Below are 17,409 nucleotides of genomic sequence, written 5' to 3' on the forward strand. Positions count from 1 at the left end.
CCCCGGTGAGCACCGATCTCCCGCCCGGGCCCGAGGACGCGCCCGCGCGCCCGCCGGGGTCCCGGGCCGTGCGCGCGACGCTGCTGGTCATGGCCGGTGCGATCGGCGCGCTCGGGGTGCTCGGGCTCGGGCTGGCCGCGATGGCCGGAGACGTCCTGTCCCCGTGGCCGGGTCTGACGATGATGCTCATCGGCCAGGCGGCCGCGCTGCCGGCGCTCGTGCTCGCGGCGCTCGGTCACCGCCGGGCACTGGTGGGCGACGACCCCGGCGCGGCCCGGCTGCGGAAGGTCCTGCGGGTCACCCCGCCGGTTCTCGTCCTCGCCCTGGGCATCGCGTTCGCGCTGTGGTTCTGGCGGGAGCCCGAACTGTGGCTGCCGACGCTCGGGTGCGCGCTGGTCGCCGCCCAGGTGGGGCTGCTCGCACGGCTGCTGTCGCGGTAGGCGGGGCGCGGATGTCGGCCCCTGCGCCTAGCCTCGGGGCCGTGGAGATCCTCCTCGTCCCCGGCTTCTGGCTCGATGCGTCGTCGTGGGGGCCGCTCCTGGGCGCCCTCGAGGCCGCGGGGCACCGGCCGCGCCCGCTCGCGCTGCCCGGCACGTCACGTCGCGCGGCGGACCGGGCGGGCGTCACGCTCGCCGACCAGGTGGCGGCGACGGTCCGGGCGATCGACGGGTCCGACGCCGAGAAGATCGTCCTCGTCGGCCACTCGGGCGGGTCGCACGTGGTGTGGGGCGCCGCCGACGCCAGGCCGGAGCGAGTCGCCCGGATCGTGCTCGTCGACGGGTTCCCCGTCCCGGACGGGACGCCGGTCAACCCCGATCTCCCGGTGGTCGACGGCGAGGTGCCGGTGCCGGACTGGTCGTTCTTCGACGACGGCTCGCTCACCGACATGACGGACGAGGTCCGCGCGGAGATCGAGCGGGTCGCCGTGCCCGTGCCGGTCGGGGTCGCGCAGCAGCCGCTGCGGCTGACCGACGGGCGGCGCCTCGAGATCCCGGTGACCGTGCTCGCGTCCTCCGTGCCGTCCCACGTCATCCACGAGCTGATCGGGTCGGGCGCCCCGTTCGCCGCCGAGCTGGCCGCGGCAACGGACCTCGAGCTCGTCGACCTGCCGACGGGTCATTGGCCGCAGTACACCCGGCCCGACGAGCTGGCCCGGCTCGTCGTGGCGGCGATCGACCGGTGACGACGCCGGCCGTCAGCCGGGGGCCGAGGGCTCAGCAGGGGAACGGGGTCCAGGGGTCCCCGGGCACCGGGTAGGCCGGGTCCCCTGGCAGCGGATGGGCCGGGTCACCGCCGTCGGCGAGGACAACCTCGCCGGACGCCACGGGCGCCTCGGGCTCGACCGGCTCGTCGCCCTGGCAGGCAGCCAGGCTGCCCGCGAGGAGGAGGGCTGCGGTGGCGGTCGTCAGGCGGGTGGTCCTCGAGCTCATCGTGGTCCTTCCGGGGCGTTGCTGGGGTCGTCCTGCTGTCCGGGCCCACGTTAGGGACGACCCCGGTCCGGCGCCAGGCCGCTCGACGGGCCGGACTCCCCGGTCCCGACGTGCGGCGGCGCCGGCCGGAGGGGATCCCCACCGGCCGGCGCCGTGGTCGGACCGCTACCGGGTCACGGGTGCCGCCGGGTCACTGGAGCGACATCTCGCGGACGGACTCGAGGACCGCGTCGTCGACACCCTCGCTCTGGTACTCGAGGACGGCGACCTCCTCGGTCTCCTGGTTCTCCACGACCCAGTAGACGATCTCGGTCTGGCCGTCGCTCACCGAGATCTCGGTGGCGTTGAGGCCCTCGGCGACCGGCTGCAGCTGCTGGATGTCGACCTCGGTGTCCGGGTCGGCCGCACTCGGGTCCCCGGTCTGGGGGATGAAGTCGACGCAGTCGCTGTAGCCGAGCGTCCCGGAGTCCGGCGCGTGGCAGTCGTTCAGGTGCAGCGCAGCACCGTCGTTGCCGGACCAGACGCCCTCCTCGAACTCGCTCCAGTCCTCGGGCAGCGGAACGGCGAGCCAGTCGGAGTGGATCGCGACGCCGGCCGCACCGGTCCCGGCCGGATCGCCCTCGGGGGCCCCGCCCTCAGGGGCCTCACCCTCCGGTGGTGCTCCGCCGTCGTCGGGCACCCCACCGTCGTCGGGCACCCCACCGTCGTCGGGCATCTCCCCTCCGGGGACGTTCCCGTCCTCGCCGGGCGCGACGCCGCCCTCGGAGCCACCGTCCCCGCCGGGCGCGACGCCGTCGGACGCACCTTCCTGGCCGGGCGCGACGCCGTCGGACGCACCTTCCTGGCCGGGCGCGACGCCGTCGGACGCCCCCTCGTCGGAGGCCGAGTCCTCGTCGGGAGCCTCCGGCTCCTGCGAGTCCTCGACGGCGGGCGGTTCGACGGGGTCCGTCGCATCGTCGGAGCAGGCGGCGATCCCGCCGACGAGAAGCAGCGCGCTCGAGCCGAGCGCCAGTCGCTGGGTGACCTTCGCGTTGATGGTCGTCTCCTTCCTGCCCTTGTGGCCGCTGCGGCCACGAGGAACCGGAGTGTCGATGTCGTGCTCGGTCACCCACCACGCTAGAAATCACGCCGCGCGGGTCGCAGATCCGAACCGTGGGGACTTCTGTCCTGCCCTGACCTGGGCAAAGACTCCGACATGCAGAGAACCGCGTCGTCGTGGGGAACGGTGCGCCTCCCCCGGGTACTACAGCTCGAGCAGCATCCGGGTGTTGCCCAGGGTGTTCGGCTTGACACGGGCGAGGTCGAGGAACTCGGCGACACCGTCGTCGTGGGAGCGCATGAGCTCCTCCTGGACGTCGACGCCGACGGGCGTGCCCTCGATGACCTCGAAGCCGTGACGGCCGAAGAAGTCGACCTCGAAGGTGAGGCAGAACAGACGCTTGAGCCCGAGGGCGCGGGCGCGGTCGACGAGGGACCGGAGGAGCAGTCCGCCGATGCCGCGTCGGAGCCACGACTCGTCCACCGCGAGCGTGCGGATCTCCCCGATGTCGTCCCACATGACGTGCAGGGCGCCGCAGCCGACGATCGTGCCGTCGTCCGCCTCGGCCACGAGGAACTCCTGGACGGACTCGAAGTAGGTGACGAGGTCCTTCGTGATGAGCGTGTTCGTGGCGGCGTAGGGCTGGACGAGCCTGGCGATCGTGCGCACGTCCGTCACGAGCGCGGGCCGGACGGCGACCGCGCCACGGGGCTCCGTGCCTGGTCGCGACGTCATCGGAGAATCATGCCACCGCCTCGGCCGACGGTCCGGACGTGGCTACCAGGGCCACTCGACCGGGTCGGTCCAGAACTCGTGCGCGCGCTCGGAGACCACGTGCTCCTCGAGCCCGGCCACGACGAGCCCGGTGTTGTGCTGCGCCATCGACCCGTCGTCGAAGACGCTGGAGTGCCCGGTGGTGCCGTCGCGGTGCTCGCCGTACGCCGTCTGTCCCTCGTACGTGGACAGGTGGGTGAGGCCGTCGACGCCGGTGGGGTCGGGCCCGAACCGGCCGAGGTCGGCGATGAGGTCGTTGTCGTTCTCGAGGTAGTAGATCGCGTCGCCCGGCACGTCGAAGTCGTCGAGATCGCCGGTCGAGATGCCCGGGGAGGACATGAACACGGTGTTGTCGACCCCCGTGCCCTCCTGCTGGAGCGCGTACCCCTGGGTCGTCGACCCGTACGAGTGCCCGAGCGCCGTGAGGTTGGGGTCGACGGGACGCGAGGCGTTGATCCCGGTGTAGAAGCCCGCGAGGTCGTCGCCGCCTCGCTGCGCGGCGCCGGACAGCGCGACGGAGTTGCCGGACAGCGTCTCGTCCCACTGGGGTGCGTCGTAGCCGAGCCACGACACCGTCGCCACCGTCTGGTCGTGGTGGCCGTAACGGTCGAGCTCGGCCTCGGTGACCCCCTTGAGCGAGGACATCCGGCTGTCGTAGCTCGCCAGGCTGCCGTCGACGGTGGTGGTGAACCCCGGCGTGAGGACGGAGACGTGGTCCGCGGTGTCGACATCGCCGTTCGCGACCGCCGCCTTGACCCGGTCGCCGGACTCGGTGTCGAGCAGGAGGAGGTAGCGGCCGTCCTGGGCGATCGTCTCCTCGACCTGGGTGATCGAGTCGAGCGCGGCCTGGGCGTCGTCGATCGCACCCTGGTCGCCCGAGGCCTCGGCGGCTGCCAGCGCCTCCTCGGCGTCGGTCTTCTCGCCGTCGAGCCGGTTGCGGTTGGCCTCGTCCCTGGCGGTGGACGGGATGCCGTCGCGGTTGCCGACGAGGTCCGGCTCGTCGTCGAGGATCTCCTGGCGCTGGGCCGGGGTGAGGGACTCCCACCAGTCCGCCTGGGCCTGCTCGTCGCCGTCGGGCGGCGGGGGCCAGGTGATCTGCCCGTCGGTGTCGCCGGCCGCGGCGGCCGCCGCGAGATCGGTGTGCCCCGAGTCGAGCTGGTCGCCGTGCGCGGAGTCGAGGACCGCGGCCAGCGTCGTGTCGGCGGATTCGGCGAGCAGGAGGACCTCGGTGACGGCCTGCGACACGACGTCGACGGCCTCCTGGCGCTCGCGCGTGTACGCGTCGCGGTCCTCGACCGTGTCGAACCGGGCCGGCGGCGTCCGGGTGTCGGTGACAGAGCCGTCGCTGCCCACCGTGACCTCGCGGCTGGTAGCGAGCGCGTCGATGTCGGCGACCTTGTCCTCGACGGTGCGCACGGAGTCCTCGGCCTCGTCGACGGCCGCCCGGACGAGGGAGACCTCGTAGACGATCGACTGCGCGGCGGTGCTGATCTGGGTGCGGCGGGTCCCGGCGGCGGTGGCGGCATCACCGGTCCAGCCGGCGGGGGTGACCATCGCGTCGAGCTCGTCCTCGATGCCCTGGAGCGTGTCGCGGGCGTTCCCGAGCGCGGTGACCTCGGCGGCGAGCGACGACGACGACCAGCTCCGCACGTCCGACCAGGTCACCATCGCGGGACCTCGTCGACGATGTCGGGGGCCGCATCCGGGAGGTCGGCGCCGGCGGGGCCGATGAGGGGCTCGGCCGAGGTCGAGCCGGCCGAGGCGGAGCCGACGGCGCCGGACCCTGGCGCCGCGCCTGATCCACCCATGTGCGCCGGCAGGCCGGCGCCCGGTCGCACGGTCACGCGGAAGATCGTCGAGGTGGCCGTGCCGAAGGTGAGGATGCGGCCGTCCTCGGCGTAGAACCGAGCCTCGTGGTCCTCGAGCCTGTCGACGGCGAGCTCGGCCCCCGTGTACCCCACCCGGCGGGCGTGGGCCGCGACGATCGCGATCGCGCGGTCCCACTCGTCCTCGTCGAGGTGCCGGGCGACGCCGAACGTGTAGTGCCGGTCCACCGGGTCGCTCGCTCTCGGACCGGTGCGCGCCGTGCTCAGCTGCGGCCTGTTCTGGATCCAGGTGAGCCCGTTGAGCGCGGCATCGAGGTCGTCCTTGACGGCCTCGGCCAGGTCGGTGATCTCCCGGTCCGCGTCGGTCGGCTCGGCGTCGGTCGGCTGGGCGTCGGTCAGGTCGGCGTCCCTCAGCTCGGGCGGTGGGCCGTCGGCTTCGTCCATGCGCGCATCTCCTGGGCAGGTCCGTCGTCGTCGGCGTCCCCAAGGTGCCGACGGGACGAATCTTCCACGTCGCGCCCCGAGGGCCGAATCCATGACAACGATCGCGTGGGGAGAAGTCCCCATCGACGACGACGGGAGCACGTGGCAGGCCCGCTCCGGGGTGGCGCGCCGCGTTCGGGCGTGGTCGACAATGGGCCCATGACACACGTGCACTCGGCACCCGAACAGGTCACCGACGCCGTCGCCTATCACGGGGAGGGGCCGGTCTGGTCCGCGAGCTGGGGCGGGCTCCGGTTCGTCGACATGCTCGCCGGGGACCTGCTGACCGTCCGGGACGACGGCGGGGTCGACCGCCTGCCGACCGGCTCCGCCGTCGCCGCCTTCGTCCGCCCGCGCGCCGACGGCGGCTACGTGGTCGGCACCGAGCGTGGGCTGGCCACGTCCGACGAGCCCGACGCCGTGCCCTCACCGTGGTTGACCCTCTGGCGCCACGAGGGACTGCGGATGAACGAGGGCGGCTGCGACGCCGCCGGCAACCTCTACGCGGGCAACATGGCCTACGACCGCAGCCCGGAGGTCGCGAGCCTCTACCGGATCACGCCCGGCGGGGACGTGACGACCGCCGTCGAGCGGGTGACGACCTCCAACGGCTTCGACGTCTCCCCCGACGGCTCGCTCGCGTACTACAACGACACCTCGGCCGGCGGGACCGATGTCTTCGACGTCACCGACGTCGGGCTCCGCAACCGACGGCGCTTCGCGACCGTAGCCTCCGACGAGCGGCCCGACGGCCTGACCGTCGACTCGGCGGGGAACGTGTGGGTCGCGCTCAACCGCGTCGGGAAGGTGCGCCTGTACTCCCCCGAGGGGGCCGAGCTGGCGACGGTCGACCTGCCCGTCCGGCTCGTCACCGCATGCACTCTCGGCGGCGAGGACGGCCGCGACCTGTTCGTCACCACGTCCAAGGAAAAGCTCGACGACCCGGAGCCGGAGGCCGGCGCCGTCTTCCGCATCCGGGTCGAGGTACCGGGCCGGCCGGTGCGCACGTTCGGGGGCTGAGCAGGGGTCAGCCGAAGTCCTGCGCCGCCGCCTCGTCGGTGTCGCGGTAGGTGCGCGCCGCTGCCTCGAGCCCGGCCGCGTAGTTGTCCAGCCCCTCGGTCAGCGCATCCTTCTCCCCGGTCCAGCTCGTCCCCAGCTCTGGCGCCGACACCGCGGAGCTCGAACCAGGCATCGCCGTGGCGATCCCGTCGACCGCTGCCGGCAGGTCGACGTCGGCGATATCGCCGGACGCGTCTCGGGCGTTGCTCGCCGCGGTCTCGAGCTGGCTGATCTCGGCCTCGAAGTCGCTCACGGGGAGATCGTGCCACGCGCCCCGGACCGGCCCGACATGGTCCCGTCAGGGACGGGCTCACCCCGACCACCCCCCGCGATAAGGCAGGTCATACATGTCGGGCACGTCGAACTCCTCCAGGTCGTCCACGTAGGACAGGTCGTCGAGGTCGTCCAGGTAATCACGATCGTCCGGCTCCACCATCTCGGGTGGATCACCACCGGCCGTCGCGATCCAGCCGGGCGGATCGCCACTTGTTCCGACGCCTGGCGGCCGCGATCGTTCCACGCCGTCGGAGCGACGGACCGGCTGCTCGAGCTCCGCAAGTGCCGCCCGGCTCTCGGCGTATCGCCGACGCATGGCGTCCGTCCGGCTCGCCCGGAACGTCTGGGCGAGGGCCGAGCCGCCACGGGTCGAGTATCTGTGACCCGTCGGCGTGCTGACCGTGAGGTCCTCGCCGTCGACGCTGTGGGACCACCCCTCGTTCTCCTTCGCGAGGTTGCACCGCTGGCACAGCCCCGACGCATTCGCGACGTCCGTCGTCCCGCCGGCCGCGTGCGGGCGCACGTGGTCGACCTGCCGGATCGGCGCGCCGCACCACAGGTTGCGGCATCGGTCGTCGCGCGCCAGCACGAGCGCCCGGAGTCGTTTGGAGAAGAGTCGCGAGCGCACATCCATCTTCGTGATCCGCCCGGTCTCCGGCTCGACCCACAGGCGCCGCAGCTGGACGTCGCCCGCCTGGTCCGCGGTGAGGATGCCGCGCGCGACGGCGGCGTCGAGCGGACCCTCCCCCGGGATGCGTGCCGGCTCGTCACCACCGAGCAGCGTCTCGTCCGTCATCACCAGGGTGAGGTCGACACCTCCCGGACGTCCGGGTCGCGTGCCGGTGATGCGTTCGACGAACAGATCCGCCGCCACCTGGTCTCGGGTACGCGCAACGGCGCCACCCTCGGTGACCTCGGTGTCGGCCGCCCGTAGCAGCGAGGCCTTGACCGCCACCGCGTCGGTGAGCGTGAGGAGCGCCGTCACGTAGGCCATGCCGCCCGGCGCAGGTCGGACGGAGACGCGGCGTTCGCGCCTGTGCCGCTCGAGCCGCTCCACGGCCGACGCCTGGTCCAGCTGCCGGGCATGGTGACGCGCGCGTGCAGCCGCCTGTGCGTCGCTCAGTCGCGGCAGGTCGGTCGCGACGGCCTCGTCGACGACCCGGCGGTCCTCGGCGTCGAGCATCGCCGTCTCGCGCGCGACGAGCGTGGCCCGCCACTCCGACACGTCGCCCTGCTCCAGAAGGGTCATGGTGCGGGGCAGCTCGCGAAGGAGCGCCTTGGCGAACCCGAGATGCTGCGAGCCCTTCGTCGGCGAGTCCCGCCGGGCGAGCGCCACCTCCTCCGCGACGCCCTTGCCGCGCTCATGCGCAGGCACGCCCCGCGCGGCCTCGGCCGCCCGCCGCCGCTCGTCGAGTCGTACCGCTGCACGCGCCTGGACGGCTGCGAGCGCCGACTTGACCGACTCCACCCGTGTGATGAGGTCGATCTCCCCCGGCTCATCGGCAGCCTCGACGCCGGACAGCTCGACGAGGAGCGCACCGAGCGCGTCGTCCCCGAGCAGCGCGTCGGTCCACGTCCCGCCGGCCCGCGACGCGGAGCCGGCCTGGCCAGGGGGCCGAGTGGCAAGGGCCGATGCAAAAGCGGGCACGGTCGTACGGGTAGCCGTGGCAGGTACGGCGGGAACGGCAGGGATACTCGCGGACCCGGGAGCGTCGGCGGGCCGAGGCGCCGCGTCTTGCCCGGTCGTGGCGGTGACGTCAGGCGCAGAGGCGGACTCCGTTGTGGTTGCGGGGCGAACCGCGGAGTCCGACCCGGCCGTGGAGGTGCCGCAACGCCCCGACGCGAGAGCGGTCGTGGTCGTGGCTCCAGAAGCAGTGAGGGGCGATCGAGAGACCGCGCGCGAGCCAACAACGTGGGTCTCGGTACTCGTGTCGGTCATCTCGCCACCTCCTCGTCGAGCCAGTTTCTCGAACCTGTGTTCGAACTGATCCAAGCCTACCGCAACGAACTGACACCACAAGAGATCAACCGAAATAAGTGGACAAGACGTCACGAAGGCGTCCTGTGGATAGATCGGGACCGGGGCAAACGGTGGGGCGAATCGCCGACGCGCCGCCAGGCCAGGCGCAGAGGCAGGGTTGGAGGCACTGGCAGGAGTAGGGGCAGAGGCACAGTCACAGTCACAGGCACAGGCACAGGCACAAGCGGCGGCACCGGCGCACCCAACGGGCATGGCACACGCGAGGATCGGGGCGGGTCCCGCGCGACAGTCACGGCCGGGCGACGTGCCGGCACGCCTCGCCTACCCTTGTCCGGTGCGGGCACCGGCCCGCCGACGGACCGGAGGTGGCGATGGACGACGACGCCCGCACCACCCGCCACACGCCCGCGGAGGGCGCGACAGATACGACGGGCGGCGCCGGACACACCGCGGCGACGACAAGCACGACGACGACAGACCCGCCCCCGACACCCCCCGCCCGACCGGCACAGGAACCACTGTTCGACATCCCCGAGGCGGCGCGGACCCCGCTCGCGCGGGTCGTGCTCGTGACCGGGCCGTCAGGCTCCGGCAAGACGCGCCTGACGCGCCGGCTCGGCCTGCCCACGGTCGCCCTCGACGACTTCTACCTCGACGGTGACCACCCCGGCCTGCCCCGGCGCCACGGCATGGTCGACTGGGACTCCCCCGCCAGCTGGGACGGCACCGCGGCCGTGGCGGCACTCGTCGAGCTCGTGACCACGGGGTCGGTGGAGGTCCCGGTCTACGACATCCCGTCGAACGCGCGCGTGAGCTCGAGGACGATCGAGCTCGGCACGGCGCGTGCCGTCGTCGCGGAAGGGATCTTCGCCGCCGAGATCATCGACGCCTGCCGCACCGAGGGGATCCTCGCCGACGCCCTGTGCCTCACCCGCCCCCGACTGCAGACCTTCGTGTTCCGCCTGGCCAGGGACCTGGATGAGGGCAGAAAGCCTCCGCTCAACCTCGTGCGCCGCGGACTGGCGCTCACGCTCGCCGAGCCCGCGATGTACCGCGACCTCGTGGCCAAGGGCGCCCGTCGAACAACGGTCGACGACGCCGAACGGACGATCCTCCGGGTGGCCGCCGGGCTGCCGCCGGAGCCCGTCGAGGACTGACGCCACCGACCTTGCGGGGTGCCCGAGGCAGGGAGCGTGCGGCGCGGGTGGGGACGATCAGAACGGCGCGACCTTCGGGACCGCCGGGAACAGCTCGTCGAGCTCGGCCTCGTCCTCCTCGGTCGGCACCCAGGCGATGGACTCGGCGTTCTGCCGGATCTGCTCCGGCGTCGTCGCACCGGCGATGACCGAGGCCACCGGGCCGCGCGAGGCCAGCCACGAGAAGGCCACCTGCAGCTCGGTGAGGTCGCGCGCACGGGCGAACTCGCCGAACTTCCGCAGCGTGGCAAGGGTGTTCTCGTCGTCGAGCAGGTGCTGACGCGTGAGGGCGAGCCGGGAACCCGCCGGGGCCACCCCGTCGGAGTACTTGCCCGTGAGCAGGCCGTTGGCCAGCGGGAAGAAGGGCAGCACGCCGAGCCCGAAGTGCTCGGCCGCGGGGATGACCTCCTGCTCGGCGCGACGGTCGAGCAGGTTGTAGTGGTTCTGCGCGGACACGAACTGCACCCCGCCGAGCGACTCGGCCACGTGCGCGGCGTCGGCGATCTGCCAGCCGGCCAGGTTCGAGTGCCCCACGTAGAGGACCTTCCCCTCGCGCACGAGGTCGTCGAGGGCGGAGATCGTCTCGTCGATCGGGGTGTCGGCGTCGGGCGTGTGGTACTGGTACAGGTCGATCCGGTCGGTCTGCAGACGCCGGAGCGAGTGCTCGACCGACCGCTTGACGTGCCGCCGCGAGCCGCGCGCACCGAAGTCGGGCCCTTCGTCGTCGTGGGCCTTCATCCCGAACTTCGTCGCCACCACCACGTCGTCCCGACGCCCCTTGAGCGCCTCCCCGAGCAGCGTCTCGGACGTGGCCGGCCCGTAGGAGTTCGCGGTGTCGAAGAACGTGATCCCGGCGTCGAGCGCCGCGTGGACCAGGGCAGACGCGCCGTCCTGGTGCTCGGTGACGGTCCCGCGGCGGCCGAGGTTGTTGCACCCCAGACCCACGCGGGAGACGGACAGGCCGGAGGCGCCGAGGCGTGCGTGGTCCATGGATCCAGACTAGATCCGCTTGACCAGCGGGAACGTGATCGTCTCGCGGATACCCGCGCCGGTCATGGCGGCGAGCAGGCGGTCGATCCCCATGCCCATCCCGCCGGCGGGCGGCATCCCGGCCTCCATCGCCTGGAGGAAGTCCTCGTCGAGGACCATCGCCTCCGGGTCGCCGGCGGCCGCGACGAGCGCCTGCGCCTCGAAGCGCTCCCGCTGGACGACCGGGTCCACGAGCTCGGAGTACGCCGTCGCGAGCTCCATCCCGCGCACGTACAGGTCCCACTTCTCGACGGTGCCCGGCTGCGAGCGATGCGCCCGGGTGAGCGGCGAGGTGTCGACCGGGAAGTCGCGCACGAACGTCGGCGCCCACAGGCGGTCGCCGACCCGCGCCTCCCAGATCTCCTCGACGATCTTGCCCGGCGTGTGGTGCGGCGCGAGCGGGATCTCGAGCCGCTCCGCGAGCGCCCGCAGCTCCTCCTCCGACGTCTCGGGGGTGATCTCCTCCCCGAGGGACTCGGCGAGCGACTCGTACAGGCCCAGCTGCGCCCATTCGCCCCCGAGGTCGTACTCCGTGCCGTCGGCGAGCGTGACGAGCGTGGTCCCCAGCGCGTCCTGCGCGGCGGTCTGGACGAGCGTCCGGGTGAGCTCGGCCATCGTGTCGTAGGAGCCGTACGCCTCGTAGGCCTCGAGCATCGTGAACTCCGGGGAGTGCGTGGAGTCCGCGCCCTCGTTGCGGAAGTTCCGGTTGATCTCGAAGACCTTGTCGATCCCGCCGACCACGGCCCGCTTGAGGTACAGCTCCGGCGCGATGCGGAGGAACAGCTCGGTGTCGTACGCGTTCATGTGCGTGACGAACGGCCGGGCCGCCGCGCCGCCGTGGAGGTTCTGCAGCATCGGCGTCTCGATCTCGAGGAAGTCGCGCGCGTCGAACGTGCGGCGCAGCGAGCGGGTGACGGCCGAGCGCAGCCGCACCATGTCCCGCGCCCCGGAACGCATGACGAGGTCGAGGTGTCGATGCCGGACGCGCCCCTCCTCCGAGAGCGAGGACTCGACGCCCTCGGCCGTCTCGTAGGTCTTCGGCAGGGGCCGCAGGGCCTTGGCGGCGATCCGCCAGGCGGGGGCGGGCTCGCCGGCGACCTGCCCGGGGCGGGCGAAGATGCTCAGCTCCCCGCGGCGGGAGGCGCCGATGTGCCCGTGGACGTAGAGGTGGTCGCCGAGGTCGACGTCGGACTTGAACGCCGCGAGGGACTCCTCCCCGACGGCGGCGAGCGACAGCATGACCTGGATGCGCGTGCCGTCGCCCGACTGGAGCGTGGCGAAGCACAGCTTGCCGGTGTTGCGCAGGTACATCACGCGGCCCGCGACGCCGACGAGCACGTCGTCCAGCTCGGTGCCGGCCTCGAGGTCGCCGTGCGCGGCACGGACCTCGGCGATCGTCGTCGTGATCGGGAGGGTGACCGGGTACGGGTCGGTCCCGGCGGCCAGGAGCCGCGCGCGCTTCTCGGCGCGGACGCGGACCTGCTCGGGGGTGTCGTCGTCGGGGGTCTCGGGAGTCTCGGTCACCGGGCCAGGGTAGTCCGAGAGCCCGCTCAGCCCTTCGGCAGCGTGTGCCGGGCCTTCGCCGCCCGGTAGGACGCGAACGTCTCGCCGGAGGACTCCATCTCGGGCGCGCTCCCGCGGTCCGTGTCCGGCACCTGCCCCGGCTCGTGCGAGCACTCGACGATCCGGTTGTCCTCGTCGACGAACACGACGGACGGCTCGTAGGAGCGTGCGTCCTCGTCGGAGAGGTGGCCGTAGGCGATGACGATGACGAGGTCGCCGGCCTGGATGTGGTGGGCGGCCGCACCGTTGATCGTCAGCACGCCGCTGCCCCGCTCGCCGGGGATGACGTAGGTGGTCAGGCGCGCGCCGTTGGTGATGTCGACGACGTCGACCTGGTGGCCGGGCGGGAGGTTCGCGGCGTCGAGCAGGTCCGCGTCGACGGTGAGCGAGCCGACGTAGTGCAGGTCGGCGCCCGTGATCGTGGCCCGGTGGATCTTGCCGATCATCATCGGGCGCATGAGCGAGGCGGGCGTACGGGTCACGAGGTGACCTTTCTGGGTGCGAGGTGGACGGTGAGGTTGTCGATGAGGCGGGTCGCGCCCACGCGGGCGGCGACGGCGAGGAGGGCCTCGCCGGTGTGGTCGGGGTCGACGTCGAGGAACGTGGCCGGGTCGACGAGGACGAGGTAGTCGGGCACGACGCCGTCGCTCGCCTCGAGCGCGCCCCTCGCCGTGGCGAGGACCTCGGCCGGGGAGGCGCCGGCGGCCGCGCGCTGCTCGCCCGCGGTCAGCGCCCTGACCAGGGCCGTCGCGCGTTCCCGCTCGGTCGCGGACAGGTGGGCGTTGCGCGAGGACATCGCCAGGCCGTCGTCCTCGCGGCGGATCGGGGCGCCGACGATCTCGGTTCCGAGGCTCAGGTCGTCGACGAGCGTGCGGACGAGCGCGAGCTGCTGGGCGTCCTTCTGGCCGAAGACCGCGACGTCCGGGCGGACCGTGGCGAGGACCTTGGTGACGACCTGGAGGACGCCCGCGAAGTGGCCGGGCCGGGTCGCGCCCTCGAGGACCGCCGCGACGGGCCCCGGGTCGATCCGCACGAGCGGCTCGCGGGGATACATCTCGGCGTCGTCGGGGGCGAGGACGTAGGCGAGGCGGCCGCCGAGGCCGGTCCCGGCGAGCAGGTCGAGGTCCGCGTCGAGGTCGCGCGGGTAGCGCTCGAGGTCGTCCGGGTCGTCGAACTGGAGCGGGTTGACGTACACGGACACGACGACGTGCTCGGCCCGACCGGCGGCCTCCCGCACGAGCGAGAGATGGCCGTCGTGGAGGGCTCCCATCGTCATCACGAGCGCCACGCGGCCGGTGAGGGCGGAGCGGGCCGTGCGCGCGCCGAGGAGCGTGCGCACGACGATCGGGCGGGGGGTGTCCATCCCTCAAGGGTACGCGGGGGCCGTGCGGTGGATCGGGGCAGGGTCAGGGCAGCGCGTCGAGGACCGCCGCCGCGGCGTCCGGGGCGAGGCGCCCGGTGCGGACGGCGCGGGCGGCCGTCGTGCGTGCGAGGTGCGCGTACGTGGCGAGGAGATCGGCCTGCGACGGCTGGTCGAGCTCGCCGAGCGCGGCGGTGTGTGCGCGGACGGTCGCGGCGTCGCCGCGCGCCACGGGGCCGGTCAGCGCGCTCTCCCCGGCCGCGAGCGCGTTGCCGAGGGCCGCCTCGAGGAGCGGCCGCAGGTAGTCGCCGGGCTCGGACACGCCGGCCTCCTCGAGCATCCGCGCGGCCTGGCCGACGAGGGTGACGAGGTGGTTGGCGCCGTGCGAGAGGGCCGCGTGGTAGAGCGCACGGTCCGCGGCCGCGACGACGACGGGCTCGCCACCGAGGTCGATCGCCACCGCCTGGGCGAGCGGGAGGAGCGCCGGCGCCGCGGTGACGGCCGTCGGGCAGCCCGGCAGCCGGCGCAGGTCGAGCGAGGTGCCCGTGAAGGTCATCGCCGGGTGCACGGCCAGGGTGAGCGCGCCGCGCGCGGCGGCGGGCTCGAGGACATCCGTCCCGTGCCGACCGCACACGTGGACGACGACCTGTCCCGGCCGGATCGCGCCGGAGTCGGCGAGCTCGGCGACGAGCCCGGGCAGCACGTCGTCCGGGACCGCGAGGAGGAGCAGCTGGGCCTCGGCGGCGACGTCGGCGGCCGGGAGGACCGGCACGTCCGGCAGGAGGACCGCGGCCCGCTCGCGGCTCGCCTCGCTCCGCGCCGTCACACCGACGAGCCGGTGGCCCGCGATCGCCATGGCCGCGCCGAGCACGGAGCCGGCGCGGCCGGCGGAGACGATGCCGACGTCGAGGCGGCCGGGGCGGTCCTGCCCGCCGGTGGGGTCGTCGGTCATGCGCTCGGTCCGTCCTCGTGCAGCGCCGACCAGCCTCCGCCGTCCGGGCCGCGGGGGTGGGTGCTGGCCGGGTGGGTGGGGCTTACAGGGCCGCCGGACGGCGCCGAGCGGCCGGGCGCCACCGGGCCGCCGGCCGGCGCCGGGGCACCGGTCGGCGCCGGGGCACCGGTCGGCAGGGTCGCGCCGCCGGGCGGCGGCGCACCGGGCGTGGCGGCGTCGTCGTCGGAGGTGATGTCGGTGGCGGCGTCGTCGTCGTGGGTGGGTGCCTTGACGTCCGGGAGCACGGCCACACGGCGCGCCCACTCCTCGGGGCCCTCGCGGTGGCGGGCCTCGCGCGCGCGTCCGGCCTGGTGCTGCAGGAGGGCGAGCGCATCCTGCTCGTCGAGGTGCTGGACGGCGGGCTGGCCGGGACCGGCGACCGTGTGCATGTGGAGGTTCGCGAGCCGGAGCCGGCGCTCCCACGGGCCCTGCGTGATCCCGACGGACTGCGTGCGCCCGTGCGGGACGACCTCGAGCTTCCGGCCGAGCCAGCCGGTGCGCAGGAGGATCGCCTCGCGCGTGACGAGCACGGCCTGCCGGCGCCATGCCTTCGGGTCGAGCCAGCGCGCGCGCCGGGGCGAGGTGAGGAAGCCCGCGGCGTCGCCGGAGCCGTCGAGGCCGGCGTCGAGGACGGCGGGAAGGTCGTCGACACCGAGGTCGGGCACGACGAGCCACATCGCCGTCAGGGCCTCGGACCGCGTCCCGACCGGCATGAGCGTGCTCGACGAGCTGGCGAAGCTGCCCTCGGCCACGCCGTACCCGGCGATGTAGCCCTCGACGCGCCACCAGCCGCGCCACCGCCACAGCCACGGCTGGCTCAGTCGGACGGCCTGCACCCGGCGGGGCGGGATGGTCTGCGAGGTGGTCTCGAGCAGACCGCGGCGGACGCGGATGCCGTCGGGCGAGGTCGCGCTGGTGAAGCTGAACGCCCCCGAGAAGCGGCTCCACACGTAGCCCGCGGTACTGATGACGCCGGGGACGAACGCGGCGAGCACGGCGAACGGCGCGCGTGACGCGAGCACGACGATCGCCGCGATCAGCATGAGCGCGATGGAGATGAAGCCCGGCGAGAGCAGGGTGCCCGCGACGAGTCGCCCGTTGTCGATCTCGAACACGACGCGCTCCGGCGCCTCGCGGTAGCCCGTGCGTGCGGCGCGCAGGGACCGGGGGTCGTCGGGGTCGGCGGTGGTTGCGGCTGCGGCGGCGTCGTGGTCGGCGCCGGGAGAACGGTGGCCGCCCGCGCCGAGCACCCCGCCCGCACCGGCCGCCTCACGAACGGCCTGCTCGGCGTCCGTCCCGCCCGCGGCGGCCTCGGCGGCGATGCGCACCTCGTCGAGGTCGACCCCGGCGGCGCGGGCGAGGATCTCCGCCCGCAGCGCGTTCGCGTCCGCGAGCCGGAGGAACGCGATCGTCACGTTGGAGTCCGCCGCGCCCGCGGTCTCGACCTTGACCCGGGCGAGGCCGAACATGCGGCCGAGCAGCGGCTGCTGGAGGTCGACCGCCTGGACCCGCGCGAGCGGGGCGCGGCGCTGCTGCCGGAAGAGGATGCCCGAGTTGAGCTCGACCCCGTCGGTGTCGACCCGGTAGCGCATCCGCCGCCAGGACAGCGACGAGTAGATGCCGACCACGACGATGACGACCGCGATCCCGACGCCCAGCCACAGCAGCACAGTGCTCAGGTGGTCGACGACCCAGTCCCAGCCGCCGGTGCCGGCGAGCTCCTGGCCGACCTGGAAGACGAGGACGGCGAGGATCGCCGCGAGGACCTGCCACACGAGCAGGACGGGCGTGACGGGGTGCACCCGCCGCCAGCCGTCCCCGGCCTCGACGGGGAGGTCGTCCTGCCGGCTCTCCCCACTCACAGGCCGGCCAGCCGTGCCTCGCCGCGCGAGGTGAGCGACTCACGCAGGCGCGCAGCCTCGTCGGCGGGCAGGCCCGGGATCTTCGCGTCGGTCTGCGCGGACGCCGTGCTCAGCTTGACCGACGCGATGCCGAAGCGCCGGTCGAGCGGACCGGCCTCGACATCGATCTGCTGCATGCGGCCGTAGGGCACCACCACGAGCGAGCGCCAGAGGAGGCCCTTGCGGAACAGCAGGTCCTCGTCCATCTCGCAGTAGCCCATCGCGCGGACCTGCCGGGGCACGAGCAGCACGATCCACAGCAGCAGGGCCGCGACGATCCCGGTCCCGAGCCACCAGCCCCAGCCACCGACCCAGATCCCGAGGACCACGCCGACGACGACGAGCGGGCCCAGCCAGAGACACGTCGAGATGATCCGGACCGTTGCCAGGCTCTGGTCGACGGGCCGGAACGGGACGCCGGGCGGCGCGAACGGGGAGGGGCGCTCGGCAGCCGATGCGTCCGGTTGCTCCCACTGCTGCGACATGCCGTCTCCGATCACG

Annotated in this window: 18 protein-coding genes; 4 read left to right on the forward strand and 14 right to left on the reverse strand. The window is 73.6% G+C overall.

Features of this window, described 5'->3' with window-relative positions:
• Positions 1–5 precede the first annotated feature (5 nt).
• A complete protein-coding gene (locus tag ACPYO6_RS04440) occupies positions 6–440 on the forward strand; it encodes a hypothetical protein (RefSeq protein WP_425713683.1) in 435 nt (144 codons plus the stop codon).
• Positions 441–481: 41 nt separating this feature from the next.
• On the forward strand, positions 482–1,183 hold the full coding sequence (locus ACPYO6_RS04445; RefSeq protein ID WP_425713684.1) for an alpha/beta fold hydrolase: 702 nt from the start codon (positions 482–484) through the stop codon (positions 1,181–1,183).
• Between the two features lie 31 nt (positions 1,184–1,214).
• Here the strand turns inward: ACPYO6_RS04445 and ACPYO6_RS04450 are convergent, their stop codons facing one another.
• From ACPYO6_RS04450 to ACPYO6_RS04470, 5 genes are all read right to left on the reverse strand, one after another.
• A complete protein-coding gene (locus ACPYO6_RS04450; RefSeq protein ID WP_425713685.1) occupies positions 1,215–1,430 on the reverse strand; it encodes a hypothetical protein in 216 nt (71 codons plus the stop codon).
• A 190-nt stretch (positions 1,431–1,620) separates the two neighbouring features.
• Complete coding sequence (locus ACPYO6_RS04455) at positions 1,621–2,538, reverse strand: hypothetical protein (RefSeq protein ID WP_425713686.1); 918 nt, start codon at positions 2,536–2,538, stop codon at positions 1,621–1,623.
• 135 nt (positions 2,539–2,673) lie between these two features.
• Positions 2,674–3,204, reverse strand: a complete 531-nt coding sequence (locus tag ACPYO6_RS04460) for an amino-acid N-acetyltransferase (RefSeq protein WP_425713687.1) — start codon at positions 3,202–3,204, stop codon at positions 2,674–2,676.
• A gap of 42 nt (positions 3,205–3,246) precedes the next feature.
• On the reverse strand, positions 3,247–4,911 hold the full coding sequence (locus ACPYO6_RS04465) for an alpha/beta hydrolase (protein WP_425713688.1): 1,665 nt from the start codon (positions 4,909–4,911) through the stop codon (positions 3,247–3,249).
• On the reverse strand, positions 4,905–5,513 hold the full coding sequence (locus tag ACPYO6_RS04470; protein WP_425713689.1) for an LppA family lipoprotein: 609 nt from the start codon (positions 5,511–5,513) through the stop codon (positions 4,905–4,907). Before ACPYO6_RS04470 ends, ACPYO6_RS04465 begins: the two co-directional genes overlap by 7 nt.
• A 198-nt stretch (positions 5,514–5,711) precedes the next feature.
• On the opposite strand from ACPYO6_RS04470, the gene ACPYO6_RS04475 reads away from it, so the two are divergent.
• Complete coding sequence (locus ACPYO6_RS04475) at positions 5,712–6,572, forward strand: SMP-30/gluconolactonase/LRE family protein (RefSeq protein WP_425713690.1); 861 nt, start codon at positions 5,712–5,714, stop codon at positions 6,570–6,572.
• Positions 6,573–6,579: 7 nt separating this feature from the next.
• On the opposite strand, the gene ACPYO6_RS04480 is transcribed toward ACPYO6_RS04475, so the two are convergent.
• Together ACPYO6_RS04480 and ACPYO6_RS04485 are read right to left on the reverse strand one after the other, a co-directional pair.
• Positions 6,580–6,864 carry a hypothetical protein gene (locus ACPYO6_RS04480; RefSeq protein ID WP_425713691.1) on the reverse strand — a complete coding sequence of 95 codons (285 nt, stop codon included), beginning with the start codon at positions 6,862–6,864 and terminating at the stop codon, positions 6,580–6,582.
• A 57-nt stretch (positions 6,865–6,921) separates the two neighbouring features.
• Entirely contained in the window at positions 6,922–8,535 is a 1,614-nt protein-coding gene (locus ACPYO6_RS04485) for an HNH endonuclease (RefSeq protein WP_425713692.1), read from the reverse strand.
• A gap of 704 nt (positions 8,536–9,239) precedes the next feature.
• Between ACPYO6_RS04485 and ACPYO6_RS04490 the strand changes: the two genes are divergently transcribed.
• Positions 9,240–10,025, forward strand: coding sequence for a uridine kinase family protein (locus tag ACPYO6_RS04490; protein WP_425713693.1), 786 nt, complete (start codon positions 9,240–9,242; stop codon positions 10,023–10,025).
• Between the two features lie 57 nt (positions 10,026–10,082).
• On the opposite strand, the gene ACPYO6_RS04495 is transcribed toward ACPYO6_RS04490, so the two are convergent.
• Genes ACPYO6_RS04495 through ACPYO6_RS04525 form a run of 7 tightly spaced genes read right to left on the reverse strand, consistent with a single transcriptional unit; the run spans position 10,083 to position 17,393 of the window.
• Positions 10,083–11,054: an aldo/keto reductase gene (locus tag ACPYO6_RS04495; protein WP_425713694.1), complete on the reverse strand. Its 972-nt coding sequence runs from the start codon at positions 11,052–11,054 to the stop codon at positions 10,083–10,085.
• Positions 11,055–11,063: 9 nt separating this feature from the next.
• On the reverse strand, positions 11,064–12,617 hold the full coding sequence (lysS, locus tag ACPYO6_RS04500; protein WP_425713695.1) for a lysine--tRNA ligase: 1,554 nt from the start codon (positions 12,615–12,617) through the stop codon (positions 11,064–11,066).
• A gap of 26 nt (positions 12,618–12,643) precedes the next feature.
• On the reverse strand, positions 12,644–13,114 hold the full coding sequence (gene panD / locus ACPYO6_RS04505; RefSeq protein ID WP_425713785.1) for an aspartate 1-decarboxylase: 471 nt from the start codon (positions 13,112–13,114) through the stop codon (positions 12,644–12,646).
• A gap of 20 nt (positions 13,115–13,134) precedes the next feature.
• Positions 13,135–14,019, reverse strand: coding sequence for a pantoate--beta-alanine ligase (gene panC, locus ACPYO6_RS04510; RefSeq protein WP_425713696.1), 885 nt, complete (start codon positions 14,017–14,019; stop codon positions 13,135–13,137).
• 43 nt (positions 14,020–14,062) lie between these two features.
• Positions 14,063–14,968, reverse strand: a complete 906-nt coding sequence (locus ACPYO6_RS04515) for a Rossmann-like and DUF2520 domain-containing protein (protein WP_425713697.1) — start codon at positions 14,966–14,968, stop codon at positions 14,063–14,065.
• Positions 14,965–16,869, reverse strand: coding sequence for a PH domain-containing protein (locus tag ACPYO6_RS04520; RefSeq protein WP_425713698.1), 1,905 nt, complete (start codon positions 16,867–16,869; stop codon positions 14,965–14,967). The genes ACPYO6_RS04515 and ACPYO6_RS04520 overlap by 4 nt, the downstream gene beginning before the upstream one ends.
• Complete coding sequence (locus ACPYO6_RS04525) at positions 16,866–17,393, reverse strand: PH domain-containing protein (protein WP_425713699.1); 528 nt, start codon at positions 17,391–17,393, stop codon at positions 16,866–16,868. Before ACPYO6_RS04525 ends, ACPYO6_RS04520 begins: the two co-directional genes overlap by 4 nt.
• Between the last annotated feature and the right edge of the window lie 16 nt (positions 17,394–17,409).

Origin of the sequence: Georgenia sp. Z1344, assembly GCF_049856295.1 — a bacterium.
Taxonomy (GTDB): Bacteria; Actinomycetota; Actinomycetes; order Actinomycetales; family Actinomycetaceae; genus JB111.